The sequence below is a fragment of the Aeromonas sp. FDAARGOS 1410 genome (assembly GCF_019048745.1).
Classification (GTDB): Bacteria; Pseudomonadota; Gammaproteobacteria; order Enterobacterales; family Aeromonadaceae; genus Aeromonas; species Aeromonas jandaei.
Genome location: NZ_CP077401.1, coordinates 1,619,540 through 1,644,770 on the forward strand (window position 1 = coordinate 1,619,540; position 25,231 = coordinate 1,644,770).

The window sequence follows — 25,231 nt, forward strand, 5'->3', positions numbered from 1 at the left end:
AGTCAGTCTCTTGCTTGGAAACCCTTCATATCCTGCGGCGAGCAAGGCTCACGCGGCAGAAGGAAAGAGTTTCATGATAGGAGGGGCGATCCCCCTCCCTGGTCAAATGGGGTTATTGGCACTGCTTTTCAATAAAGGGATTGGTATTGCCCTGCAGCTTGCCGATGCGGCGGTTACGCTCGCACTCCCAGCCCTCTGCCGGGTACTGGCGATCCCAAGCTTCGAACAGTTTACGCTGTTGCGCTGCCAGACGCAGCCCATACTGCTCGCTCATGTAGAGGTAGGCGCGGGCGATCTGACCCCGTACCGGCCCCTTGGGCGGCTGCACCCGGCGCTCCTTGAAATCCACCAGCATCTGGCACTGGCCGTACTGATCCGGCTTGCCGTTCCAGTCGGAGAAGCGGAAGTTGGCGCGATCGCCGTTCACCTCGCCGATGGCGGGGAAGAGGTTATGCATGTCCCCCTCCATCTTGTTGAACTCCGGGCTCACCTTCTCGCAGTTCTTGCGACCGCCATCCTGCCAGCACTGCAGCTGGTGGCCAAACTCCCAGGCGGGCACCACGTGCTCCCACTCGATGCGGGCGGCGCGTTTGGGCTGCTTGCGCGGCTCATAGCCGCAGCTGGCGAGATCCGGGCTCATCTTCTTGCCCTGATAGTTGATGTCACAGCCGCAGTAGAAGGTGGTCGCGTCTGGCTGGCTGCGGTAGAGCTTGACCAGATCCTGCTTGGCTTCGCGAAAGGTCTGGGCGTGCAGAGGCGCGCTGAGCAGCGGCAAACCGGCCAGCAGGGTCAGGGCGAGGGAGGAGATGAAACGCATGGGATTCCTTGCAAACGGGATGATAGACGAACGATGGCGGGCACCCTACCACAAGAGCGCGACACCGGCTGGCTTACTGTTCTGGCTCCGGCCGTTCCCGCTCCAGCGGCTGCTTGCAGCGTCGGCAGTGATAGCGGGCTTCGCCGCGCACCACCTTGTTGTGGCGGCGTACCGACAGCTGATGCTGCTGACAGAGGCAGCGATAGGGGATGGTGCGCTGGGCCAGAACCGCCAGATCGAAGCTGTGGGTGGTTCTGGGCTCAAGGCCGAACACCTCCCGCATCACCGATTGCCACTGGCGGCCGTGGGGTAGCACCCGCGATCTGCCGCGACCTTCCCCCCACAGTGCATAGACCAGCAGATGGGCCACCTCGTGGGGCACCACCTCATCCAGAAACGCCTGCTGGTTGGCCTGACAGAGGGCGGGATTGAAGCGCAGCTCCCAGGTTTGCAGCCGCGCCGATCCCGCCGCCCGACCACGCATGTTGCAATGGACTTGCGGGCGGGGGAAGGTGCGGCCAAGGCGCGCTTCGGCTTGTGCAAAGCAGGCATCGACGCGTGCGAGCAGCTGCTGGTGCAGGGCGGGGTCGAGGCGGGTAGGGGTGGCAGACATCGGGTTCTCGTCAAATGGCGGATAAGCAAAAGGGGAGCCAGGCTCCCCTTTTATCACAACCGTGAACCTTACAGGCCAGCGGCAGAGCGCAGCAGTTCGGCCTTGTCGGTCTGCTCCCACGGGAACTCGTTGCGACCGAAGTGACCGTAGGCAGCGGTAGCCTGGTAGATCGGGCGCTTCAGATCCAGCATCTGGATCAGGCCGTACGGGCGCAGTTCGAAGTGCTCGCGTACCAGCTTGACCAGCAGATCCTCGGCAACCTTGGCGGTACCGAAGGTTTCCACGCTGATGGAGGTCGGCTCGGCCACGCCGATGGCGTAGGAGATCTGGATTTCACAGCGATCGGCCAGACCGGCGGCAACGATGTTTTTGGCAACGTAGCGGGCGGCGTAGGCAGCAGAACGGTCAACCTTGGACGGATCCTTACCGGAGAAGGCGCCACCACCGTGACGGGCCATGCCGCCGTAGGTGTCGACGATGATCTTGCGACCGGTCAGACCGCAGTCACCCATCGGGCCGCCGATAACGAAACGGCCGGTCGGGTTGATGAAGTATTTGGTGTCCTTGTTGACCCACTCGGCCGGCAGTACCGGCTTGATGATCTCTTCGCGTACCGCTTCAACCAGATCTTTGTGGCTGATGGATTCAGCGTGCTGGGTAGAGAGAACCACGGCATCCACACCGATGATCTTGCCTGCGTCGTCGTAGGCGAAGGTCAGCTGGCTCTTGGCATCCGGACGCAGCCACGGCAGGGTGCCGTTCTTGCGCACTTCAGCCTGACGCTTCACCAGCAGGTGAGAGTAGGTGATGGGGGCGGGCATCAGCACGTCGGTTTCGTTGGTGGCGTAGCCGAACATCAGGCCCTGGTCGCCAGCGCCCTGTTCCAGCGGATCGCTGCGGTCAACACCCTGGTTGATATCCGGGGACTGCTTGCCGATGGCGTTCAGCACGGCGCAGGAGTCGGCATCGAAGCCCATGTCGGAGTGGGTGTAGCCGATTTCACGCACGGTATCGCGCACGATCTGCTCGATGTCTACCCAGGCAGAGGTGGTTACTTCACCGGCCACCATGACCATACCGGTCTTGACCAGGGTCTCGCAGGCAACGCGTGCCTTGGTATCTTGCTTGAGGATGGCGTCCAGTACCGCATCGGAGATCTGGTCCGCAATCTTGTCGGGATGGCCTTCGGAGACCGACTCGGAAGTAAACAGCTTTGCCATGATTTTAATCTCAGCTTGTCTGGGTTATCGCCACGGCAATAACCGGATGAATAGGACGGTGTAGAGGTATCTACATCTGGACGTCTATTTTAGTTAGCACCCCCCCCGATTGCCAGCACTATTTTGTCGCTGTGTCGCAAGAAGGCCACTATTGGCTCCTTACTATCCCCAAGGGGATGGAAATCAAACGTTTGCGGTTGTTCTGTCTGGTCAAACGCCGCCAAGAAAAGCGATTGTCCTCCCAAAGCGGCTTTATTCGTCCAGATAACATTTGCACGCCGCGCGCCCTGCTGGGACAATAACGCGCCTTACATCTTGGCCATCAAATGAAGCAATCGCAGGAGATACAGATGCCTTCTCGTAAAGAGCTTGCCAATGCCGTTCGTGCATTGAGTATGGATGCCGTTCAAAAAGCCAACTCCGGTCACCCGGGCGCCCCCATGGGAATGGCGGATATCGCCGAAGTATTGTGGCGCAGCCACCTCAGACATAACCCGAACAACCCCAAGTGGGCCGACCGCGACCGTTTCATCCTCTCCAACGGCCACGGCTCCATGCTGCTGTACTCCCTGCTGCACCTCTCCGGTTATGACCTCTCCATCGACGATCTGAAAAACTTCCGCCAGCTGCACTCTCGCACCCCGGGTCACCCGGAGTACGGTTACGCGCCGGGCGTTGAAACCACCACTGGCCCGCTGGGTCAGGGCATCACCAACGCCGTTGGTATGGCGATCGCCGAGAAGGCCATGGCTGACCAGTTCAACCAGCCGGGTCACGACATCGTTGACCACTACACCTACGCCTTCATGGGCGACGGCTGCCTGATGGAAGGTATCTCCCACGAGGCTTGCTCTCTGGCCGGTACCCTGCAACTGGGCAAACTGATCGCGTTCTGGGATGACAACGGCATCTCCATCGACGGTCACGTAGAAGGCTGGTTCACCGACGACACCGTCAAGCGCTTCGAAGCCTACGGCTGGCACGTTATCCCGGCTGTTGACGGCCACAACCCGGAAGCGATCAACGCTGCCATCGAAGCCGCCAAGGCCGAGACCGGCAAGCCGACCCTGATCTGCTGCCGCACCATCATCGGTTACGGTTCCCCGAACAAATCCGGTTCTCACGACTGCCACGGTTCACCGCTGGGCAACGACGAGATCGCCGCTGCTCGCGCCTTCCTGAAGTGGGACCACGCCCCGTTCGTTATCCCGGCCGACATCGCTGCCGAGTGGAACGGTCAGGAGAAGGGCGCCAAACTGGAAGCCGACTGGGCTGCCAAGTTCGCCGCCTATGAAGCAGCTCACCCGACTCTGGCTGCCGAATTCAAGCGCCGCACCGCAGGCGAACTGCCGGCCAACTGGGCTGCTGAATCCGCCAAGATCATCGAAACCCTGCAAGCCAACCCGGCCAAGATCGCAACCCGTAAAGCGTCCCAAAACGCACTGGAAGCGTTCGGCAAGCTGCTGCCGGAATTCATGGGTGGCTCCGCTGACCTGGCTCCGTCCAACCTGACCATGTGGTCCGGTTCCAAGTCCCTGACCAATGACGATGCCTCCGGCAACTACATCCACTACGGTGTCCGCGAGTTCGGCATGTCCGCCATCATGAACGGTATCGCCCTGCACGGTGGTTTCATCCCCTACGGCGCCACCTTCCTGATGTTCATGGAGTATGCCCGCAACGCCCTGCGCATGGCCGCTCTGATGAAGCAGCGTTCCATCTTTGTTTACACCCACGACTCCATCGGTCTGGGTGAAGATGGCCCGACTCACCAGCCGGTTGAGCAGATCGCCTCCCTGCGTCTGACTCCGAACATGAGCACCTGGCGTCCGTGTGACCAGGTTGAATCTGCCATCGCCTGGAAACACGCCATCGAGCGTACCGACGGCCCGACCTCTCTGATCTTCTCTCGTCAGAACCTGGCCCAGATGGACCGTACTGCCCAGCAGCTGGCCGACACCGCCAAGGGTGGTTACGTGCTGAAGGATTGCGCCGGTACTCCGGAGCTGATCCTGATCGCCACCGGTTCCGAAGTGGAACTGGCCGTTGCCGCCTATGAGCAGCTGACTGCCAAGGGCCGTGCCGTGCGCGTGGTCTCTCTGCCGTCTACCGACGTGTTCGATGCCCAGTCTGCCGAGTACAAAGAGTCCGTCCTGCCGTCCTCCGTCACCAAGCGCGTAGCCATCGAAGCCGGCATCGCCGACTACTGGTACAAGTACGTCGGTTTCGGCGGCAAGATCATCGGTATGACCACCTTCGGTGAGTCCGCACCTGCCGAGCTGCTGTTTAAGGAATTCGGCTTTACCGTGGAAAACGTGGTTGCGACCGCTGAATCCCTGTAATAGCTAATTGCTGTGTATAGAACTGAAAAGCGCCTCCTTCGGGAGGCGCTTTTTTATTTTTTAAAGATGGGGAGTAAGGCGCATGAATAAAAGACTTAATCGACATACGGAAGCCTTTGCTCGTTGGAAGGAGCAAACACAAGAAACCTTCGAATTTTCTATATTAATTTGCCATGCTGTGCCAACACTAAAAAGAAATATCAGACTTTTTGAAAAGGGAATAATTGATGAGTTAACAGCTCCAGATCATTATGGTGCAAGAGAAGCTCCTGATGATGCTCAAAGAGAGAGAAGTAAGGAACAATTAAAGGAAATTAGTGTTGGTTATAAAGCAAAATTATCTAAGTACATACTTATTAGTAATTTTAGCTTCTTTGAGGCTTACGTTCTTGATGTTATAAAAGAAATGTTAACCTTTCATGGAGGAATAGATGAGTTTATTAAAAAAGCAAAAGCTAGGGGCTATCAAAACGCAATAAATGATGAGGTTGAAGAAACGAGGAAAAAAATTAGAATCCCAAGTAGATCGAAAAATCCTCAACGGTACTTTGAAGCGACAAGGGAGTTGGAGAGCATAAAATACCGTTTTCCTAGTGACATGTTTGGCAGTTATGGTGCTCAAATGTTCATGCAAAAACTCTCTAATATGAAATCAGCCGATATTCCATCAGTTCTGAAAGATGGTCTGCATATGGTTATTCCTGATGATGTTGTTGACTCATACCATAACACTCGTGAGATTAGAAATAAAATTGCGCATGGTAAACCAGTAGAACTGTCAATAAAACAGGTGACGGAGATGAGTAAGCTGTTAAAAAGTATTGCGTTACAGCTAGATCAGCATCTTCTTCGATATTTCTTTATTTCGGAAAATTATCGAAGAAATTAGTGATTGTGATTGAGTTGGCCCGCAGGTTCGATTAGCGAAGCGTCATCGGACGTTCGCGTTCTTTTAGACTGTGCCATAAAAATAATGCCCTTCCTGTTACCAAAAAAGAGACCGGCATATAGCCGGTCTCTTTTTTATTTCTGCAACCCTTACGCCTGCGGCGGGGTACTTTCCGCGTTGGATATCACCGCACTCACCTCAACCAAGTCTGCTATGTGCCTTATTTATCTGATGACAAGGGCGCCATGGTTAATACCAGCTTGCCGATATGACGGCCTGAATCCAGCAAATGGTGAGCGGCAGCGGCCTCATCCAGCGGGAAGGTCTGGTAAACCTGCGGTTTGACCTCGCCGCGTTCGATAAATGGCCAGACATGAGTTTGCAGCTGGGCAATCAGCTCGGCTTTTTCCTGCGGAGTACGCGAGCGCAGGGTGGAGCCGATATGGGTCAGCCGCTTTTGCAGCATGGGAAACAGATCCAGATTGGGGGCGGCGCCCGCAATAATGCCGATCTGGACTATGCGGCCATTGATGGCGGCCGCCGCATAGTTGCGCGCGACATACTCCCCGCCAATGATATCGAGAATGATGTCGGCGCCATGGCCATCGGTGGCGGCATGCACTGCCTCGACAAAATCCTCCTCCTTGTAGAGCACGGCCACATCCGCGCCCAGCTTGATGCTAGCGGCCTGCTGCTCGGGTGAGCCGACCGTGGTGATGATTTTGGCGGCGCCAAATGCCTTGGCCAGCATGGTGGCGGTCGTGCCGATACCGGAGGCACCGCCATGGATCAAGATAATGTCCCCTTTTTTAAACTGACCCCGTTCAAACATATTTGACCAGACCGTCATAAAGGTTTCCGGCAGCGCCGCGGCTTCGACAAAGCTCAATCCGGGCGGCAGGGGCAGGACATTGCCCTGGTGGGCGACGCTGTACTCGGCATAGCCGCCACCCGAAATCAGCGCTGCGACCTTGTCGCCAATCTTGAGATGGGTCACCTGCTCCCCCTTGGCGACCACGACCCCGGCGACCTCCAGCCCGGGAATATCCGATGCCCCTGCCGGAGGCGGGTAGAGCCCCTTGCGCTGCATCACATCCGGCCCATTGATGCCGGTCGCATAGTGCCGGATCAAGACCTCATCGGGCTTGGGCGCTGGTGTGGCGCGGGTGGTCAGTTGCAAGACATCGGGGCCACCGGGCTGGGTAATCTCTACCGCGTTCATGGTGGCGGGAATGAAATGAGAATGAGACATCAGCTGCTCCTGTAACGAGGTGATATGAGGTTCCCCTAGTGGGATGAGCACCAAGATAGTGGAGATTTCTGATGAATAAACGCAGTATTATCCCTCACCTGTAATGCAAAAATGCATTTCAACCGGGAGTCGTGATGAACTGGGATGATGCGAAAATTTTTCTGGCGTTGCATCGGGAAGGTAGCCTGAGGGGCGCCGCCCGTGTGGTCGGGGTCGATCAGGCAACCATTGGCAGACGGATTGCCGCACTGGAGCATCGTCTGGCGGCCACGCTGTTTCTCCGCACATCCAAAGGGTATGTGCTGACTCATGTCGGAGAGATAGTGCTGGCCAGCGCTCAGCAGATGGAGCTGGCGGCCATTGATTTCGTACGGGCGGCGCAAGGGGTCGACAACCGTCTGGTCGGGGAGGTCCGCGTGGCGACTACAGACACCCTGGGGATGGATTTTCTGATACCGGCCCTGACCGAGCTGCATCAGCGTTATCCCGATATCAGGGTCATCCTCAATACCTCGACCCAGGTGGTCAATCTGTCCTTGCGGGAAGCGGATATCGCGATCCGGACGGTGAAGCCGGACAATCCCGACCTGATTATTCGCAAGCTGGCCTCCTGGCCGGTCGGGTTGTATGCCTCCGCCGACTATCTGGCTCGCCATGGCATTCCCGAAGCGGGCACCGGTTTTGCGGGCCATTCGCTGGTGGTGTATGAGCCCCACTGGCAGAGCGCGCGATCCCCCATGATGCTCGAAGAGGCGGCCGAGGGAGCCACGGTCGCCGCGGGGGTCAATACCAGCCTGATGCTGCGTCAGGCCCTGTTGATGGGGTTGGGGCTTGGCGAGGTGGCGGTTCCGCTGGCCGAGCAAGCCGGGTTGATGCGAGTCTGGCCCGAGCGGCAGTTACAGCAATCCTACGATGTGTGGCTGGTGACCCATCAGGATGTGCAACATGCTGCGCGGGTTAGGGCGGTCATGGATGCCATCGTCAGGGCATTTGCCGCAGTGGTCTAAGTCTGGCGGGCGCTCTGTTCAGGTTTTGTCGCAACGCGGTCACATCCCTTGCCATAGTCATGGCGGTTGAGGGAAAACCCTCATTTACTTGGTCTCTGACAGTCAATACTGTGAGACCGAGTCCACCACTACTGGAGCCTGACCCATGACCGATATGCTTGTTGACGATAAACAACCGACCCCGGATCCGGCAGAGCAGAATGCTTTCTTCCCGTCGCCCTACTCCCTGAGCCAGTTCACCTCGCGCAAATCTGACCTTGCCGGGGCTGACTATCCCGCTCCCTATCGGGAGGGGCGCTGGAAGATCCTGCTGATCGGGGCCGATGAGCGCTATCTGCCCACCGACAACGGCACCCTGTTTTCTACCGGTAACCATCCGGTCGAAACCCTGCTGCCCATGTATCACCTCGACAAGGCGGGCTTTGCCTTTGATGTGGCTACCCTTTCCGGCAATCCGGTCAAGTTCGAGTGGTGGGCCATGCCCGGCGAAGACGAAGAGGTGCTAGGGCTCTACGGCAAATATCAGGCGCAGTTCCGCCAACCGGCCAAGCTGGCCGATCTGCTGAAAGAGGCGCTGGCCGCCGACTCGGACTATATCGGCGTCTTTATTCCCGGCGGGCACGGCGCCCTGATGGGGCTGCCGGAGAGTGCCGAGGTGAAAGCGCTGCTGGAGTGGGCGATGGCCAACGATCGCTTCATCATCTCCCTCTGTCACGGGCCTGCTGCGCTGCTGGCGGTGGCCAATCCAGAGACCTTCGCGGGCTACAAGATCTGCGCCTTCCCCGACGAGCTGGATGCCCAGACCCCGGCAATTGGCTATATGCCGGGCCACCTCACCTGGAAGTTTGGCGAGAAGCTCAAAGAGATTGGCTTCGAGATCGTCAACAACGGCATCTCGGGAGAGGTATGCCGGGATCGCAATCTGCTGACTGGTGACAGCCCGCTGGCTGGCAATAACCTCGGCAAACTGGCCGCCACCACCTTGCTGGAGGCGGTTGCCAAGCGATGAGGTTGTCGTCGTCGCCAGCCAGTGCACTGCAGGTCGCGGTGGCGCTGGAAGGGTGCCAGCGGCTGGAGGAGATCCAGCAACTGGTGCGTGCCTTCGCCACCCCGCTGGGGTATCACCGCTTTGCGCTCTTCTCCATCAGTGCCAGCGAGGAGGGGGTGGTCGAGCACCTCTACTGGCTGGAGGGGGAGTGGCTGGAGAGCGGCGAGGCGGTCGACCTGCATGCCTATATGCGCGAGTGCCCGATGGCGATGCACATCAGAGAACGAGACCAGCCCTTCTTCTGGAGCAAGATCCATAGCGCCGCTGGGGAGCTGTACCGTATCGTTCGCCAGCCTGAGGGGCCGGGCCGACATGGCTTGCAGGTGCCCGTCTATGGGCCGCTGGGGCTGGAGGGGGCGATGAGCTTTGGCGGCGATCAGATCGATGCCAGCGCTCCCGCTCGGGTTGGCCTTGCGCTGATCGCGGCGGCGGCTTTTCATGTAGCCCGTCGCCTGATGGAGATGCCGGTGGCGGGTCACGAGCGTGGCCTCACTGGGCGCGAGCGCGAAGTGCTGGAGTGGGTCTCCCGGGGTTGGCGCCATGCCGATATCGCCACCACCCTGAAGCTCTCGGTGCGCACGGTCGAGAACCATCTGCGCAGTGCCCGCCGTCGGCTGGGGGTTGCCACTACCGCTGAGGCGGTCAGAGTAGCGATCAGGTACCGCGATATTGAGGGCTGAGGGCCACCCCTTTGTCTGGCATGTAAAAAGAGACCGGCCATCAGCCGGTCTCTTTTTTATTTCAACAAACCTTACGCCTGTGGCGGGGTACTTTCCGCGTTGGACATCACCGCATCCATCTGGATTCGTGCGCCGGCGGGCAGCTCGCGCACCGCGATCACGGTGCGGGCCGGCAGGTAGGCCGGGAAGTATTTGGTATAGATGGCATCCACCTCGGCCAGATCGGCGATATTGGCGAGCTGGATATTGACCTTGACGATATCGTCCATCACATGGCCGATGCTCTCCACAATCGCCTTGATATGGCTGAGGCACTGGGCGGTCTGCTCCCGCACGCAGCCGGTCAGGATCTTGCCGGTGGCCAGATCAACCGGCAGCTGACCGGCAATATGGTTGTAGTGGGAGAAGGCGACGGTCTGGGTGTGCAAGTGGCTGCGCGGTGCCTTGTCGGTATTGCGCGGGCGGATCACCAGATTGTGTCTGTCTTCCACCAGTTGCGGCGGGGTGCCGTCACCGTGGGAGATGACCGCATCCATCTGTACCAGCGCACCCATGGGCAGGGCGGAGGCAGCAATCACGCTGCGGGCAGGCATATAGGCGGCGGCGCGGGCAATGGCGGAGTCGGGGAAGAAGGTGGTGTAGACCTCGTTGACGGCATCCAGATCTGCCAGATTGGTCAGATAGACGGTCACTTTGACGATATCGTCGAAGGGCACGTCGATCCCCTCCAGCACAGCCTTGATGTTGTGCAGGCACTGGGCCGCCTGCTCGCGAATGCCGCCGCCAATCAGGGCGCCGGATGCGGGCTCAACCGGCAGCTGGGCACCGATATTGTTGTAGTGGGAGAAGGCGACGGTCTGGGTGGAGAGCGGGTCTTGCGGCGCACGGGCACTGTTGCGGGCGAGCTTCACCAGCGGGCACGGAGCTTGCGGGAAGGTGCCTTCGCCGTTGGAGATGAGCGCATCCATCTGCACTTTGGCGTGCAGCGGCAGACCCGCCACGGCCAGCACGGTGCGGGTCGGCAGATTGCGCGGGAAGAACTCGCGATAGACCTCGTTGACCGCCTCGAGGTCAGCCATCTCTTGCAGGAAGAGGGTCACTTTCACCACGTCGTCCATCACATGGTCGATGCTCTCGACGATGGCCTTGATATTGGTGAGGCACTGTCTGGCTTGCGCCTTGATATCACCCTCGATCAGGGCGCCGCTTTTCGGGTCGACCGGCAGCTGGGCGGAGATATTGTTGTAGTGGGAGAAGGCCACGCTCTGGGTATAGGGGCCGATATGCTGCGGAGCATTGGGGGTATTGCGGGCCGACTTGATAATAGTGCCACTCATTGGGATACACCTCGTTGTAATCATCGTTATTGGGGTCAGGGGTTCCTCCCGCCAGCGACAAAAAATGTGGGCAGAGCGCGGCGATATAGCGCGCCCGGCAACCATTGCGGCACCAGAGGGGGAGAGGGTTCAGACAAGCGCGATTCTATGAACCGCAAAATAGCGATGCAAACCGGGATCGCGTTTCTATGAGATGGCTCAACGCCCTGAAATATATCTCTGGTGCGGATCAATTCAGGGCTAATAAGAAGTATCTGATGGCCATTTTTTGCGGCCTGCAGCGCGAGGCCCGCGCCGACGGTCTTGGCGCCAGAAATATGGGTGGCTGGCACTCAGGATAATTGCAAATTATTCAGGCTTGCTGGCAGCGCATTCATTTTTTGCCGCATAAATATCTATTTTTGCTTTTTTATAAGCACTATCTGGCAGAGCGAAAATATGGTAGCCGCGGGATATTCAGGCCCCTGCAAAGATGTAACGGGAATATAATTCAGCGCTTTTGCATGGAGCCGGTGAAAAGGCTTTCCGGATATCCCATGGCACGCCGCTGCAAGGGGCTCAACGCATCAGCCTTATGCCATGAATTTTCAGCGGTGCCGAGCCGGGCAAACGGGCTCGTTCAGACTCCCTTCACCCCTGCATGTCAGGATCGGCCACCGGCCCTGACTCCGGTTTGCCGACCGGTTGCCGTCAGGGCTCCCTGCTATTTTTGCACCAGTGAAATGGTGTTTCTGTTCTTTGTTACTCAGGTGAAACAATTTGAGCCTGCCATCGGGCGCACAACCCTGTGTTGTTGTGGCAGGCGACCCCTCCGGTTTTGCCCGTGATGACGGTGCAAGCGTTATGACTGTGCAGCGTTATGACAGTGCAAAGAGAGGAGAGGGCTTATTTATCGCGGCCAGCGGGCCGGATACAACGAAAGGATGTAGATGATCAGGATCGAGAAGATCGACGCCTCGAACTGCTTCGAGGTGTGTGAGCTGACAACCAACAAGGACGGGGTAGGCACCCTGTTCGAGCAGTATCTCTGCTGCAATGCCATCTCGCTGGTGGAGGCGGCCTACTTCCCGGGCTTTGAGCCCAGAGCGATTTATCGCGGGGAGGAGCTGGTGGGCTTTGTCATGTACAAGGGGGGTGATGTGCCGGGCGACATGGTCGAGATCTTCCGCTTTATGCTGGATGCCCGCTTTATGGGGCAGGGGCTGGGGCGGCAGGCCTTTGGCGAGCTGCTGGCCCACTTTGGTCGTGAGGGGTATCGGGAGGTGCTGCTGATGATCGACGAGGATAACCGGATTGCCAAAGAGCTCTACGCCTCGTTCGGTTTTCGCTTTACCGGCAAGATCGAGAAGGATGAGCACTACTACAGCCTCAATATCGAGGGGCTGAATTAACTGGCGCAGGGGAATCGAAGAGGGGGAACAAGCCTGCCAGCCGCGGGCTGACAGGCGATAGCAGGGCCGGGTATGGGCCCGTCAGCCCGCCGGATAGAGGGCGCCGAGCACCGCCGGATGGCTGGCGCCGGTGACGGCGGGCAGGTTGCCGGGTTTGCGCTTGATAAAGCGCTCCGCCAGCCAGGCAAAGGCAGCTCCTTCCATCCAGTCGGGAGCAATCCCCAGCTCGGCGGTGTTGGCGATGCGCCAGCCGGGCAGCAGGCTGGCCAGCTCCGCCAGCAGCGGGGTGTTGTAGGCGCCGCCGCCGCAGACAAAGAGCTCGGTCTTGGGTTGGCTGGCCCCGAACGCCTCGGGAGTCGCAGGCAGCTGGCGGGCGATGCTGTGGCAGGTGAGCGCCTGCAGGGTGCGCTGCACATCCGCCGGAGCATAGGGGCGGCCAGCCAGCTCGCCATCGAGCCACGCCAGGGTGAACATCTCCCGTCCGGTGCTCTTGGGGTGGGGGGCGGTGAAGTAGGGGTGGGCCAAGAGCTGCTCCAGCAGCTCGGGGATGAGCTGGCCGCTGGCTGCCCACTGGCCGCCGGCATCATAGCCGGCCCCCTTGGGGTGATGGCGGCGATACCAGCCGTCGAGCAGGGTGTTGGCCGGGCCGGTATCGAAGCCATAGACCCCGTTGGCATGGCCCGGCAGCACCGAGATATTGGCGATGCCGCCGAGGTTTAAAACTACCCGCAGGGCGCCGGGGCGGGCAAAGAAGGCCTGATGGAAGGCGGGCACCAGCGGCGCACCCTGACCGCCGAGGGCCATGTCCATGGTGCGAAAGTCGGCGATGACATCGATGCCGGTCAGCGCCGCCAGCAGGGCCGCGTTGCCGATCTGCAGGGTAAAGCCAAGCTGGGGGCGGTGGCGGATGGTCTGGCCGTGGCTGCCGATGGCGCGAATATCGGCGGGCGTGAGCTCCGTCTTGGCCAGCAGGGCGTGGGTGGCGGCGGCAAATTCGCGCGCCACCAGATTGTCGGCCACCCCCATGCGATCGATCTCGTTGTCGCTCGGGGTGCAGAGCTCATGGAGCTCGTGGGCGGTGGGCCAGGGGTGGCTGATGGCCGCCTCGACCCGCAGTTGATCCCCGTCGATCACCACCAGTACAGCGTCGATGCCGTCCATGCTGGTGCCTGACATCAATCCGATATAGCGTTCAGCCATTGGCTCTCCTCACTCGCTGGTCGGGATAGTCCGCTTCCCGACACCGATGCAGCATGGCGCAGAGCCATGCGCAGGCAAAATAAAAAGGGCTGACGGGGCCGCTACCCCGCCAGCCCTGAAGGCTTTAGTTGCCGCGACTCTCCCGCTTGTTCTGGGCCAGCTGCAGCTCGGGGCTGTCGAGCTTGGCCAGTTGCGGTGTCGCCAGTTTTCTGAAGTTGGCCAGCTCGCGTCCGCTCAGGGACTCCGCCTGCGGCAGGTTGAGGGTGCGCGGGTTCTTGTGTACGCCGCCCACCACGAATTCATAGTGCAGGTGTGGTCCGGTGACGCGACCGGTGCCCCCCAACAGGCCGATGGTCTGCCCCTGCTTGACCCGCTGCCCCTTGTTGACGGTGCGTTTGGAGAGGTGCAGGTACTTGGTCACATAGTTGCCGGCATGCTTGATAAAGACGTAGTTGCCGTTGAACTGGTTGTAGCCCGCCGCCACCACGTTGCCGGAGCCCGCCGCCATGATGGGGGTGCCCACCGGCGCCACATAGTCGATGCCGTTGTGGGGGCGGATCTTGCCGGTCACCGGATGGAGGCGGCGCGGGTTGAAGTTGGAGCTGATGTATTTGAAGTTGACCGGCGCGCGCAGGAAGCTCTTGCGCATCGCTTTGCCTTCCGGGGTGTAGTAGTTGCCATCTTCATTGAGTACGGCGCGGTAGGCAGTGCCCTGGTTGACGAACTCGGCCGCCAGAATATCGCCGGAGGCAACCCGCTCGTCATCGCGGAACTTGTCTTCGTAGACCACACGGAAGCTGTCCCCCGGCTGCAAGTCCTGCGCAAAGTCGATGTCCCAGCCGAAGATGGCGGCCAAGTCCATTATCTGATCCTCGGTCATGCCCGCCTCGACGGCGGAGCTCCAGAAGCTGGAGCGGATCTCCCCCTTGGTCACCTGTTCACGGGTGTCGAGGGCGATCTTGACGCTGCGGGCGACGAAGGTGTCATCCTTGCGGCTCACCTTGAGCGCCTGTTCGAGGCTGTGGGGGTAGTAGAGGCTGTGCAGCTGGCCATCTTCGGTCAGCTTGAAGGTGAGCTCCTGCCCCGGCTGCAGCATGCGCAGCGGGTTGCTGTCATCGAGCTGGTCGATCAGGTGCAGATCCGTGGTGCTGAGGCCAAGACGCTGGAAGATCACCCCCATGTTGTCGCCGCGACGCACCTTCACATGTTTGGTGACATAGGTCGGCTTGGGCGGGGTGGCCGGCTGCACGGCATCTGCGGTGATGTCGTCCTGGGGCAGATTGTCGTCGCTGTTCTCTTCCTGTTGCTGTCGCAGGGCAATCTCGTTGCCGTTTTCATCGACCCGGGTGGCGACCGCCTGTTCGCTGGGCCAGGCCGCCAGCATCATGATCATGATGCTCAAAATCAGCACCATCTTGCGGTGCCAGTGAGGGAGAGAGTTGAAGGCGTGCCAAATAACCATGAGATGCAGATGAAGTCGGGCAGAATGGACGGATTTTACAGCCTTTCCAATTGGCCCGCCATTCCAGTAATATGTTTGGCCCTGTGGAATCGTGATGGAGAGTCAAAAAATGTCCCAGCTCGAGGTGGCGCTAGCCGAGATCAAGCGCGGAGCGGAAGAAATTCTGGTTGAAGAGGAACTGGTTGCCAAGTTGAAGGAAGGGCGCCCGCTGCGCATCAAGCTGGGCATGGACCCGACGGCCCCCGACATTCACCTGGGTCACACCGTGATCCTCAACAAGCTGAAAACCTTCCAGGATCTGGGCCATGAAGTGATCCTGCTGATCGGTGACTTCACTGCCATGGTGGGTGACCCCTCCGGCAAGAACGCCACCCGCCCGCCGCTCTCCGAAGAGGCGATCAAGCACAACGCCCTCACCTATGCCGAGCAGGCGTTCAAGATCCTCGACCCGGCCAAGACCCGCATCGAGTACAACTCCAGCTGGCTGAGCGAGCTGGGTGCGACCGGCATGATCAAGCTGGCGGCCAAGCAGACCGTAGCCCGCATGATGGAGCGCGACGACTTCAAGAAGCGCTACAGCAACGGCCAGTCCATCGCGATTCACGAATTCCTCTATCCGCTGCTGCAAGGCTATGACTCGGTCGCGCTGAAGGCGGACGTTGAGCTGGGCGGTACCGACCAGAAGTTCAACCTGCTGATGGGCCGCGAGCTGCAAAAAGATGCCGGCATGGCGACCCAGTGCGTGCTGATGATGCCGCTGCTGGTGGGTCTGGATGGCGTCAAGAAGATGTCCAAGTCCGCAGGCAACTACATCGGCGTCCATGACGCTCCGGGCGAGATGTTCGGCAAGATCATGTCCATCACCGACGATCTGATGTGGAACTACTACGAGCTGCTCTCCTTCCGTCCGCTGGCTGAAATCGAAGAGTTCAAGGCAGGCATCGCTGCCGGCACTCTCAACCCGCGCGACGTGAAGATCTGGCTGGCCAAAGAGATCATCGCCCGTTATCACGACGAAGCGGCGGCCGAAGCGGCCCACGAAGATTTCACCCAGCGCTTCTCCAAGAACGCCATTCCGGACGAAATGCCGGAAGTCGAGCTGGCTTTGGAAGGCGAAGGTCTGGCCATTGCCAACCTGCTGAAAGATGCCGATCTGGTGGCCACCACCTCCGAAGCGCTGCGGATGATCAAGCAGGGCGCGGTCAAGGTTGATGGCGAGAAGCTGGAAGATGGCAAGGCACTCATCGGTGCCGGTACCGCCGTCTATCAGGTTGGCAAGCGCAAGTTCGCCCGCGTGACCGTCAAGTAAACCGCGACCGTCAAGCAAGGCATCAAGATTGCCGTAAAAGGCCTCCTTCGGGAGGCCTTTTTTGTATCTGGGCGATGAAGCGGCGCAGCACGGCGCTGCCGGGGTGGGGGCGGGTGGCGAGGCTGATGGCGGTCATCAGGCCGCTGCCGGCGATGGGGTGATAGCTCACCCCAAGCGGGCGCAACGCCGCCACCGAGCTTGGCACCAGGGTCACGCCAAAACCCGCCTGCACCATGCCGACGGTGGAGATCACCTGCGGGCAGACGGGGCCGAGCTGCGGCTCGAATCCCGCCTCCCGACAGAGGGCCATGATGCCGTCGTGAAGGCCGGGGCCAATCTCGCGGGGGAACAGGATAAAGCTCTCATCGCGCAGGCTGGCGAGGGCGATGGGGCCGAGCTTGGCCTTGGGGTGGCTGGTGGGCAGGGCGATCAGCAGCGGCTCCTGCTCGATGAGGTGGTGATCCAGCCCCTGACTGCCGCTGCAGGGGAGGCGCAGGATGGCGGCATCGAGCCGGTCGTGGCGCAGCGCCTCCACCAGTGCCGGCATGGTGCCCTCCTGCGGGGTGAGCGCCACCTCGGGGTAGCGTTCCCGATAGTCGTGCAACAGGGTCAGCACCGCGGGGTGGAGCACGGTAGAGCCGGCAAAGCCGATGCGCAGCGCCCCCTGCTCGCCGCGGGCGATCCGCTTCACCTTCTGTTTGGCTGCATCGGCCAGCGTCAGGATCTGGGTGGCATCCCGATAGAGGCTCGCGCCCGCCTCGGTCAGCTCGACGCCGCGAGTCAGGCGGCGCAGCAGCGGGGTGCCGAGGCTCTCTTCCAGCTTGCGGATCTGCTGGCTCAGGGGCGGCTGGGCCATGTTGAGCGCCTCGGCTGCCCGGGTGAAGTTCTGTTTGTCGACGACCGCCATGAAGTAGCGCAGGGTTCGCAGTTCCATATCGAAAGAGTCTCAAAGTCGCGGGATCGGTGTATTGGCGTTGAAATGTGATCCGGGTCACCATTGAATCCGAACGCTAACAGGATTCAGGCCGGAGGTGAAACCCGAATGGAACGTATTGCAACATCTGACAGTGCCGGATGCGCGTGTGCCCTCGAAGTGAGTCAGCAGTTTTCCCGCTGGCGCAGGCAGCACGATGGCGGCGAGATCTACCAAAGCTCTTTGATGAGCGCCCTGCTGGCGGGGGTCTACGAAGGGGAGACCACCATGAGCGAGCTGCTGCGCCACGGCGACTTTGGTCTCGGTACCTTTAACCACCTCGATGGCGAGCTGATCGCCTTCGAGCGCCAGATCCACCAGTTGCGGGCCGATGGCTCGGCCCGGCCCGCCCGCGCCGATCAGAAGACCCCCTTTGCGGTGATGACCCACTTTCGCCCCTGTCTGGAGCGTCGCTTCGACCATCCCCTCAGCCGCGACGAAATTCACCAGTGGGTCGATCGGCTGGTGGGTTCCGACAACGTCTTCGTCGCCATGCGCCTCGACGGCCAGTTCGAGTCGGCCAAGGTGCGCACCGTGCCGCGTCAGGAGCCGCCCTATCGCCCCATGCTGGAGGCTATCGAGCAGCAGCCGCTGTTCCGGTTTGCCGCGGTGGCGGGGACTTTGGTGGGCTTTCGCTGCCCGCCGTTTGTGCAGGGGATCAATGTGGCGGGCTTTCACGAGCACATGATCACCGCCGATCGCAGCGGCGGCGGCCATCTGCTCGACTACACCATGGCCCACGGCACCCTGCGTCTCTCGGTGGTGCGTCATCTCAATCTGGCCCTGCCATCGGATCCCGCTTTCCGGCAGGCCGACCTCAACCCCGCCGATCTCGATCGCGCCATTCAGGCCGCGGAAGGCTGATATAGAAGGAGCAATATCATGGAAAACAGACAGTGGAAGTGCGGCGCCGAGCTGGTGGTGCGCCATCTGGAGGCGCAGGGGGTCAAGCAGGTGTTCGGTATTCCCGGTGCCAAGATTGACCGGGTGTTCGATGCGCTGGAGGACTCCCCCATCGAGACCATAGTGGTGCGCCACGAGGCCAACGCCGCCTTTATGGCCGCCGCGGTGGGGCGCCTGACCGGCAAAGCGGGGGTGGCGCTGGTCACCTCGGGCCCCGGTTGCTCCAACCTTATTACCGGGCTGGCGACCGCCACCTCGGAGGGGGACCCCATGGTGGCGCTGGGCGGTGCGGTGCGCCGCGCCGACTGCCTCAAGCTCACCCACCAGAGCATGGATACGGTCAACCTCTGCCGTCCGGTGACCAAGTTCAGCGCTCAGGTCAACAGCGGGGCGGCCCTCTCCGAGGTGATGGCCAACGCCTTTCGCGCCGCCGAGTTTGGCCGCCCGGGTGCTGCCTTTGTCAGCCTGCCGATGGACATCATCAACAAGCCGGTGCAGGGGGAGGTGCTGGTGCCGCGCGAGATGCCGGAGCCCGGCGCCGCCGACGAGGCGAGCATGACCCAGGCGCTCGAGCTCATTCGCGAGGCGGACAATCCGGTGGTGCTGCTCGGCCTGATGGCGAGCCGGCCCGAGAACGCCGAAGCGGTGCGCGCCTTCCTTGACAAGGCGCGGCTGCCGGTGACCGGTACCTATCAGGCGGCCGGGGTGGTCGACAGTTGCCACTTCGATGACTTCGCCGGGCGGGTGGGGCTGTTTAACAACCAGCCGGGGGATCAGCTGCTGGCGGGGGCCGATCTGGTGATCGCCATCGGCTACAGCCCCATCGAGTACGACCCCGTGCTGTGGAATGGCGACCGGGTGCGTCGCATCCTCCATATCGATGTGCTGCCCGCCGATATCGACAGCTGCTACTGCCCGGCGGCGGAGCTGCTGGGGTCGATCCGCGCCAACCTGCTGCAACTGACCCGCCGCATGGGGTCGCCCAAGCTGCGCATCCCCGAGGTGGATCGCCTGCTGCAAGGGGTGCGCCAGCAGCGGCTGCGGCTGGCGATGCGGGCCGACGATCTGCACGGCACGCCGGTGCATCCGTTGCGCATCGTGCGCGAGCTGCAGGATCTGGTGCGCGATGACATGACCCTCTGCGTCGACATGGGCAGCTTCCATATCTGGATCGCCCGCTACCTTTACAGCTTCCGCGCCCGTCAGGTGCTTATCTCCAACGGTCAGCAGACCATGGGGGTCGCCTTGCCGTGGGCCATCGGCGCCGCGCTGGTGCGGCCGGGGGAGAAGGTGATCTCGGTATCGGGGGATGGCAGCTTCATGCAGTCGAGCATGGAGCTGGAGACGGCGGTACGGCTCAAGAGCAATATCGTCCACATCATCTGGGTCGATAACGGCTACAACATGGTAGCGATCCAGGAGCAGCAGAAGTATTGCCGCACCTCCGGCGTGTCGTTCGGTGCCATCGACTTCAAGCGCTACGCCGAGTCGTTCGGGGCGGCCGGTTTTGCGGTGCGCTCGGCCGACGAGCTGCGCGCCACCCTGCGTGCCGCGCTGGCGGTGGAGGGGCCGGCCGTGGTGGCCATTCCGGTGGATTACAGCGACAACCCCGGGTTGATGGCTCAGCTCAGGCCGGAAGTGATGGCTTGAGTGTGCTCGGGCGCTGAGAGATGAAAAAACCGGCATCAGGGATGCCGGTTTTTTTATGCCGATTGCAGGCAGGGTTCAGGCAGAATTTAGCGAGCCAGCTGAATGGCCCCGTCGGCCCTGGCCGGCTTGGTGCGGCGCTTGATTGTGGGGGCGCAGGCGCGCTTGAGGCGCAGCCATTCACGCCACAGCAGCCAGCAGAGCGGCAGGGTGAGCAGCAGCACGGTGGCCGGCTGGGCCATCAGTACCCCATCACGGCCCCACAGCAGCGGCAGCAGGAAGATGAGCGGCAGCAGCAGCAAGGTTTTGGCAATCGAGATGACCAGCGCCTGACGGGTACGGGCCATGGATTGCAGCAGCACGATGCCGAACATGATGATCCCCTCCAGCGGAATGGCGCCCAGATTGAGCAGCAGACTGCTGACGGCGGCGGCCAGCAGCTCGGGGTCGTCATCGCCGGTATAGAGCATGGCTACCTGCTGGGGCAGCAGCTGGATGGTGATCCAGACCAGCATGCCGTAGATGAAGGTGAACTTGAGCCCCATCTCCATCAGATACTTGAGGTCGCGATTGCGCTTGGCCCCCGCCGCCTTGCTGATGAGCGGCTGAATGCCGAAGGCCAGCCCCTGCAGGATGACGATGAAGACCGCCTCGGTGTAACCGGCCACGGTAAAGCCGGCGAGATCCTTCACATTGCCATACACCATCAGCTGGCTGTTGTGCAGCATCAGCAGCAGGCCGAGGTTGAACTGGGCAATCAGGCTCGGCAGACCGGTAAAGAGCAGGTTCGGCACCGTGGGCAGGCTCGGCACCATGTCGCGCCAACCGAGGCGCAGCCGGGCCCAGGGGGTAAAGAAGTAGCCAAGGCCGATCAGGCTCACCGCCCCTTCCGCCATCAGAGTCGCCTGGGCGGTACCGATCAGTCCCAGCCCCAGTCTGGCCACCATCACGTAGTTGAGCAGGATGTTGAGCACGGCGCCGCTGCTTACCAGCACCATGGCCAGTTTCGGGCGACCGTCGTTGCGCAGCAGATAGGGCACCGCCAGATTGCTCGCCAGCAGCAGGGTACCGCCACCAATCCAGAGCAGATAGTCGCTCGCCTGCTTCCAGGTCTCGGTACCCTGCTCGATGCCGAGTGCCAGCAGAATATCGGTGTGGAGGTAATAGAGCAGGATGGGGGCGGTAATACCGAGCACCAGCAGCAGCCAGAGGGCATTGACCAGCGTCTTGCGCGCCAGCGCGAAGTTGCGGGCACCCTGCTGGTAGGAGATGCCGGTGGCGGCACCCATGCTGATCATGGCGGCCAGACCGAGCAGCACCATGATCACCGGGTAGACCAGATTGATGCCGGCCAGACCGGCCGCCCCCACATAGTGGCCGACGAAGATGCCATCGACCAGGTAGTAGGCACCGGACACCAGCATGGCAAGGATCGAAGGGAGGGCATAGGCCCAGAAGCGACGGGTCATGGCCCGTTGCCGTAATGTGAAGTAGGCAGACATATCTGTTCTCTCGATGTGCTCGGTTATCGAACAGTTAGTCTAGATTAATACTTTTTTGGTGATAATCCGGTTTCTACTTGATGAATTGCTGAGTGTTACTCAGTAATCCGCTGTTTTGATAGTGCGCCTTGAGCATGTCGATCAGGATGCGCAGCCCGCTGCCAAGCTGATGGCGGCTCGGATAGAAGAGATAGAAGCCGGCAAAGGTGGGGCTCCAGGGCTCCAGCACCGTGATGAGTTTCCCCTCTGCAACCTTCTGGCTCACCTCCTCCTCAAGGCAGTAGGCCAGCCCCAACCCCGCCTCGGCAGCGCCCAGATAGAGGGCCGGCGTGCTGGTGGTGAGCGGCCCGGTTACCTCTATCTCCAGCAGGTTGCCATCGGCGGCAAAGGCCCAGCGGTAGTGGTGGTGCGGGGTGAGGCGATAGCCGATGCAGGCGTGGCGGCTCAGCTCGCTCGGGTGCTCCGGCGTGCCGTTCTGCGCCAGATAGGCGGGAGAGCCCACCACCAGATAGCGCTGGGGCGGCCCGAGCGGAATGGCGATCATCTCCTTGGGCAGCAGATCCCCGTAAAAGAGGGCGGCATCGAAGCCATCCTCGATCATGCGCGGCATCAGCTCCTGCTCCACCACCTCCACCTGCATCCGCGGATAACGGGCCAGATAGTCGATGAGCACCGGTGCCAGCAGGCTGTCGATGGCGTTGCGCGGGGCGCAGAGCTTGAGCCTGCCCACCGGTTCATCGCTGTTGCGGGCCAGCTCGGCGAGCGCCTCTTCCAGGGTATTGAGGGTGGGGAGCAGCTGCTTTAGCAGCCGTTGGCCCGCTTCGGTCGGCACCACGGCCCGGGTACTGCGGTTGAGCAGCCGCACCCCCAGTCGCTCCTCCATCCCCTTCAGACTGTGGCTGATGGCGGAGGCGGAGACGCCGAGTTCGAGAGCGGCCTTGCTGAAACTGCGGTGGCGGGCGACGGCGGCAAACACCGCCAGTTCGGCGAGATCGGTACGGGTTATGGTCATCTTGAGTCAACAAAAAGGCGTGAATCACAAGGGTACGCCAAGGGGATGCTGCATACAATCCACCCGGAAATGGTCGTTTGTTTTAAAAATGTAAATCATCAAAATTCATTGAATCCAGTGAAACTAATTTTAAATGTTAAAAAAAACTCACAACAAGGCGCCTTGAGTGTGATCTTAGTCGTCCGAAAGGCGACTCGAATCAAACTTTGGTTGATTAATTCAAAAAAACGCTGTGATTAATAAGGTCATTTAATTAAAGTCACCCCATCGAGAGAGACGCATGTTGTCGAGTTGTTAAGGCGAGCAGGTGTCCCCCCTCAGAGTCAAAAACTCATGCCGTTGTTTGTTGCATTCTTGTTGTTACATGGAGTGATGACCAGATTGCCGGGGCGTGAGAGCTACAGGGAAGAAGAGCAGGCGTTCCAGGGAGATGGAACCGGGCCAAGGCCCGAATGAACAAGAATCCCATTTTTCCTAGATGACAGGAACAACTTATGTCTGACATGAATATTGCAGCTGATGGTCGTGTAGCCAGCAACGCCGCTCGTGGCATCAACAAGGCCGATGTGGTCTGGATGCTGGGCCTGTACGGTACCGCAATCGGTGCCGGTGTGCTCTTCCTGCCGATCAACGCCGGTGTAGGTGGCCTGTGGCCGCTGGTTGCCATGCTGATCCTGGCCCTGCCGCTGACCTTCTTCGCCCACCGTGGCCTGACCCGCTTCGTGCTGTCCGGTTCTACCCGTGATGGCGACATCACTGAAGTAGTAGAAGAGCACTTCGGCAAGACCGCAGGCAAGTTCATCACTCTGCTCTACTTCTTTGCCATCTACCCGATCCTGCTGATGTATTCAGTAGCCATCACCAACACCGTCGAGAGCCTGATGGTTCACCAGCTGGGCATGACTGCACCTCCCCGTGCCATCCTGTCTCTGGCGCTGATCCTCGGTCTGATGGCGATCGTTCGCCTCGGCGGCCAGGTTATCGTCAAAGCGATGAGCGTGCTGGTATTCCCGTTCGTGCTCACCCTGATGGGCCTGGCGCTCTACCTGATCCCGCATTGGAACGGTGCCATCATCACTGAAGCTCCGGCGCTGGGTGATGCCTTCAACGGCGACTTCATCAAGACCCTGTGGCTGGCTATCCCGGTAATGGTGTTCTCCTTCAACCACTCCCCGATCATCTCCTCCTTCGCGGTGGACAACAAAGGTCGTTACGGTGAAGGTGCCGAGAAGAAGTGCAGCAACATCCTGCTGGGTGCCCACGTCATGATGGTGATGACCGTTATGTTCTTCGTATTCAGCTGCGTACTGAGCCTCTCCCCGGCTGACCTGGCTGCTGCCAAAGAACAGAACATCTCCATCCTGTCCTATCTGGCCAACCACTTCGACAACCCGGTTATCGCCACTGTGGCTCCGCTGATCGCCATGGTTGCTATCAGCAAATCCTTCCTGGGCCACTACCTGGGTGCGCAAGAGGGCATGAACGGCCTGATGGCCAAGTCCCTGCGTGAAAAGGGCAAGAACGTTGACGTCAAGCAGCTGAACAAAGTGACCGCGATCTTCATGATCCTGACCACCTGGGCCATCGCTACCATCAACCCGAGCATCCTCGGCATGATCGAAGATCTGGGCGGCCCGATCATCGCAATGCTGCTGTTCCTGATGCCGATGTACGCCATCGCCAAGGTTCCGGCCATGCGCAAATACGCTGGCAACATCAGCAACGGCTTCGTGACCATCATCGGCCTGATCGCCATGTCCGGTATCATCTACAAGCTGATTGCCTGATAACTCCGGTCAATCTGTTGAATGAAAAAGCCGCCTCGCAAGAGGCGGCTTTTTTTATGGCTGTTTGGGGCGGTGAGCGGATGCGGTATCGCTACTTCATCAGCTTCTTCACCTCGTCGCTGGCCAGCGCCTTGTTGAATTTGTCCCGCGCCTCCTTGCCCTTGGCGGAGTTGGTAAAGCAGACGTGGAGCGACTTGTCTTCGAGGATCTTGCTGTTGAAAGCGAGGTTGGCGGCGACCCCCTTGAGGTGGGGATCGCTCTCCAGCAGATAGGTCATCACGTTCTGGTCGATGACCGCCAGATCGAGCCGGCCGTTGCCGAGCTTGAGCAGGTTCTGGCTATCCGAGCTGGTGGCATCGGCCGAGAGCGCCTTGTTGGCCACCTTCTGGTCAAACTCGGTGGTGTTGACGTAACCGGTGACGACCCCGATCTTCTTGCCCTTCAGGTCGTCCAGACTCTGCCAGCTCACCGGCTGATCGGCCCGCTGGGCAAAGCCGAGGGGGCCGTGGCCGATGGGATCGGAGAAGAGGCAGCTGCTCTTGGGATCGAGATACTCGGGGAAGTAGCCCAGCACCTCGGGGTTGTTGGTTGCCTCGTCCACCGCGCGCTGCCAGGGGTAGAACTTGATGGTCAGCGGGTCGCCGGCCAGGGCAAAGGCCGCGGTCACCACCTGACTGGTCTTGCCCTGTTCAGGCAGACTGGCACTGGTGTAGGGGGGCCATTCAAGGCTGGTCAACTGCGCCGCCTGAGCGGCTGTCATGCCGAGCAGGGGAAGGGTGGCCAGGGCGAGGTGCTTCCATTTCAGACTCATGAGATAACTCCTTGTGGTCAAACACCTCT

Annotated in this window: 22 protein-coding genes; 11 read left to right on the plus strand and 11 right to left on the minus strand. The window is 60.4% G+C overall.

The annotated features are described in order from the left end of the window. Nucleotides 1–112 precede the first annotated feature (112 nt). From I6L40_RS07830 to metK, 3 genes are all read right to left on the minus strand, one after another. Nucleotides 113–817 (minus strand): endonuclease, encoded by a 705-nt coding sequence (locus tag I6L40_RS07830; protein ID WP_043849340.1) that lies wholly within the window; start codon nt 815–817, stop codon nt 113–115. 73 nt (nt 818–890) lie between these two features. Further along, the gene (locus I6L40_RS07835) at nt 891–1,430 is read right to left on the minus strand and encodes a SprT family zinc-dependent metalloprotease (RefSeq protein WP_071912221.1); all 540 of its coding nucleotides are present in this window, start codon (nt 1,428–1,430) and stop codon (nt 891–893) included. 68 nt (nt 1,431–1,498) lie between these two features. Further along, nucleotides 1,499–2,650, minus strand: coding sequence for a methionine adenosyltransferase (gene metK / locus I6L40_RS07840; protein WP_041208104.1), 1,152 nt, complete (start codon nt 2,648–2,650; stop codon nt 1,499–1,501). 350 nt (nt 2,651–3,000) lie between these two features. On the opposite strand from metK, the gene tkt reads away from it, so the two are divergent. Next, entirely contained in the window at nt 3,001–4,992 is a 1,992-nt protein-coding gene (gene tkt / locus I6L40_RS07845) for a transketolase (RefSeq protein WP_083593451.1), read from the plus strand. Between the two features lie 82 nt (nt 4,993–5,074). Then, nucleotides 5,075–5,881 carry a HEPN domain-containing protein gene (locus I6L40_RS07850; protein WP_071912217.1) on the plus strand — a complete coding sequence of 269 codons (807 nt, stop codon included), beginning with the start codon at nt 5,075–5,077 and terminating at the stop codon, nt 5,879–5,881. A 220-nt stretch (nt 5,882–6,101) separates the two neighbouring features. On the opposite strand, the gene I6L40_RS07855 is transcribed toward I6L40_RS07850, so the two are convergent. Further along, nucleotides 6,102–7,133 carry an NAD(P)H-quinone oxidoreductase gene (locus I6L40_RS07855; RefSeq protein WP_216995225.1) on the minus strand — a complete coding sequence of 344 codons (1,032 nt, stop codon included), beginning with the start codon at nt 7,131–7,133 and terminating at the stop codon, nt 6,102–6,104. 134 nt (nt 7,134–7,267) lie between these two features. On the opposite strand from I6L40_RS07855, the gene I6L40_RS07860 reads away from it, so the two are divergent. The 3 genes from I6L40_RS07860 (at nt 7,268) to I6L40_RS07870 (ending at nt 9,868) form a co-directional block, all read left to right on the plus strand. Beyond that, on the plus strand, nt 7,268–8,140 hold the full coding sequence (locus I6L40_RS07860) for a LysR family transcriptional regulator (protein WP_216995226.1): 873 nt from the start codon (nt 7,268–7,270) through the stop codon (nt 8,138–8,140). A gap of 145 nt (nt 8,141–8,285) precedes the next feature. After that, complete coding sequence (gene hchA, locus I6L40_RS07865; protein WP_041208110.1) at nt 8,286–9,149, plus strand: glyoxalase III HchA; 864 nt, start codon at nt 8,286–8,288, stop codon at nt 9,147–9,149. Then, complete coding sequence (locus I6L40_RS07870) at nt 9,146–9,868, plus strand: PA1136 family autoinducer-binding transcriptional regulator (RefSeq protein ID WP_216995227.1); 723 nt, start codon at nt 9,146–9,148, stop codon at nt 9,866–9,868. Before hchA ends, I6L40_RS07870 begins: the two co-directional genes overlap by 4 nt. Before the next feature lie 71 nt (nt 9,869–9,939). On the opposite strand, the gene I6L40_RS07875 is transcribed toward I6L40_RS07870, so the two are convergent. Further along, nucleotides 9,940–11,205, minus strand: coding sequence for a RidA family protein (locus I6L40_RS07875; protein ID WP_216995228.1), 1,266 nt, complete (start codon nt 11,203–11,205; stop codon nt 9,940–9,942). A 188-nt stretch (nt 11,206–11,393) separates the two neighbouring features. Here I6L40_RS07875 and I6L40_RS07880 point away from each other — a divergent pair, with 188 nt between their 5' ends. Continuing rightward, the gene (locus I6L40_RS07880) at nt 11,394–11,546 is read left to right on the plus strand and encodes a hypothetical protein (protein ID WP_216995229.1); all 153 of its coding nucleotides are present in this window, start codon (nt 11,394–11,396) and stop codon (nt 11,544–11,546) included. A gap of 588 nt (nt 11,547–12,134) precedes the next feature. Continuing rightward, nucleotides 12,135–12,596, plus strand: a complete 462-nt coding sequence (locus I6L40_RS07885; RefSeq protein WP_216995230.1) for a GNAT family N-acetyltransferase — start codon at nt 12,135–12,137, stop codon at nt 12,594–12,596. 81 nt (nt 12,597–12,677) lie between these two features. On the opposite strand, the gene I6L40_RS07890 is transcribed toward I6L40_RS07885, so the two are convergent. Both I6L40_RS07890 and I6L40_RS07895 read right to left on the minus strand, forming a co-directional pair. Continuing rightward, a complete protein-coding gene (locus I6L40_RS07890) occupies nt 12,678–13,796 on the minus strand; it encodes an anhydro-N-acetylmuramic acid kinase (RefSeq protein WP_216995231.1) in 1,119 nt (372 codons plus the stop codon). Nucleotides 13,797–13,920: 124 nt separating this feature from the next. After that, nucleotides 13,921–15,258, minus strand: a complete 1,338-nt coding sequence (locus tag I6L40_RS07895; protein ID WP_041208118.1) for a peptidoglycan DD-metalloendopeptidase family protein — start codon at nt 15,256–15,258, stop codon at nt 13,921–13,923. A gap of 109 nt (nt 15,259–15,367) precedes the next feature. Here I6L40_RS07895 and tyrS point away from each other — a divergent pair, with 109 nt between their 5' ends. Next, nucleotides 15,368–16,567 (plus strand): tyrosine--tRNA ligase, encoded by a 1,200-nt coding sequence (gene tyrS, locus I6L40_RS07900; protein ID WP_041208119.1) that lies wholly within the window; start codon nt 15,368–15,370, stop codon nt 16,565–16,567. A 22-nt stretch (nt 16,568–16,589) separates the two neighbouring features. Here the strand turns inward: tyrS and I6L40_RS07905 are convergent, their stop codons facing one another. After that, on the minus strand, nt 16,590–17,501 hold the full coding sequence (locus tag I6L40_RS07905) for a LysR family transcriptional regulator (protein WP_104015449.1): 912 nt from the start codon (nt 17,499–17,501) through the stop codon (nt 16,590–16,592). A 108-nt stretch (nt 17,502–17,609) separates the two neighbouring features. On the opposite strand from I6L40_RS07905, the gene budA reads away from it, so the two are divergent. Both budA and alsS read left to right on the plus strand, forming a co-directional pair. Further along, entirely contained in the window at nt 17,610–18,404 is a 795-nt protein-coding gene (budA, locus tag I6L40_RS07910; RefSeq protein WP_033115811.1) for an acetolactate decarboxylase, read from the plus strand. Between the two features lie 18 nt (nt 18,405–18,422). Next, nucleotides 18,423–20,093, plus strand: coding sequence for an acetolactate synthase AlsS (gene alsS, locus I6L40_RS07915; RefSeq protein ID WP_042032863.1), 1,671 nt, complete (start codon nt 18,423–18,425; stop codon nt 20,091–20,093). An 86-nt stretch (nt 20,094–20,179) separates the two neighbouring features. Here alsS and I6L40_RS07920 read toward each other — a convergent pair whose 3' ends face one another. Next, nucleotides 20,180–21,592 (minus strand): MATE family efflux transporter, encoded by a 1,413-nt coding sequence (locus I6L40_RS07920; protein WP_216995232.1) that lies wholly within the window; start codon nt 21,590–21,592, stop codon nt 20,180–20,182. A 73-nt stretch (nt 21,593–21,665) separates the two neighbouring features. Continuing rightward, nucleotides 21,666–22,604 carry a LysR family transcriptional regulator gene (locus tag I6L40_RS07925; RefSeq protein ID WP_042032866.1) on the minus strand — a complete coding sequence of 313 codons (939 nt, stop codon included), beginning with the start codon at nt 22,602–22,604 and terminating at the stop codon, nt 21,666–21,668. Nucleotides 22,605–23,098: 494 nt separating this feature from the next. Between I6L40_RS07925 and I6L40_RS07930 the strand changes: the two genes are divergently transcribed. Next, the gene (locus tag I6L40_RS07930) at nt 23,099–24,391 is read left to right on the plus strand and encodes an HAAAP family serine/threonine permease (protein ID WP_216995233.1); all 1,293 of its coding nucleotides are present in this window, start codon (nt 23,099–23,101) and stop codon (nt 24,389–24,391) included. Nucleotides 24,392–24,482: 91 nt separating this feature from the next. Here the strand turns inward: I6L40_RS07930 and I6L40_RS07935 are convergent, their stop codons facing one another. Further along, nucleotides 24,483–25,202 (minus strand): ABC transporter substrate-binding protein, encoded by a 720-nt coding sequence (locus I6L40_RS07935; RefSeq protein ID WP_216995234.1) that lies wholly within the window; start codon nt 25,200–25,202, stop codon nt 24,483–24,485. Nucleotides 25,203–25,231 lie beyond the last annotated feature (29 nt).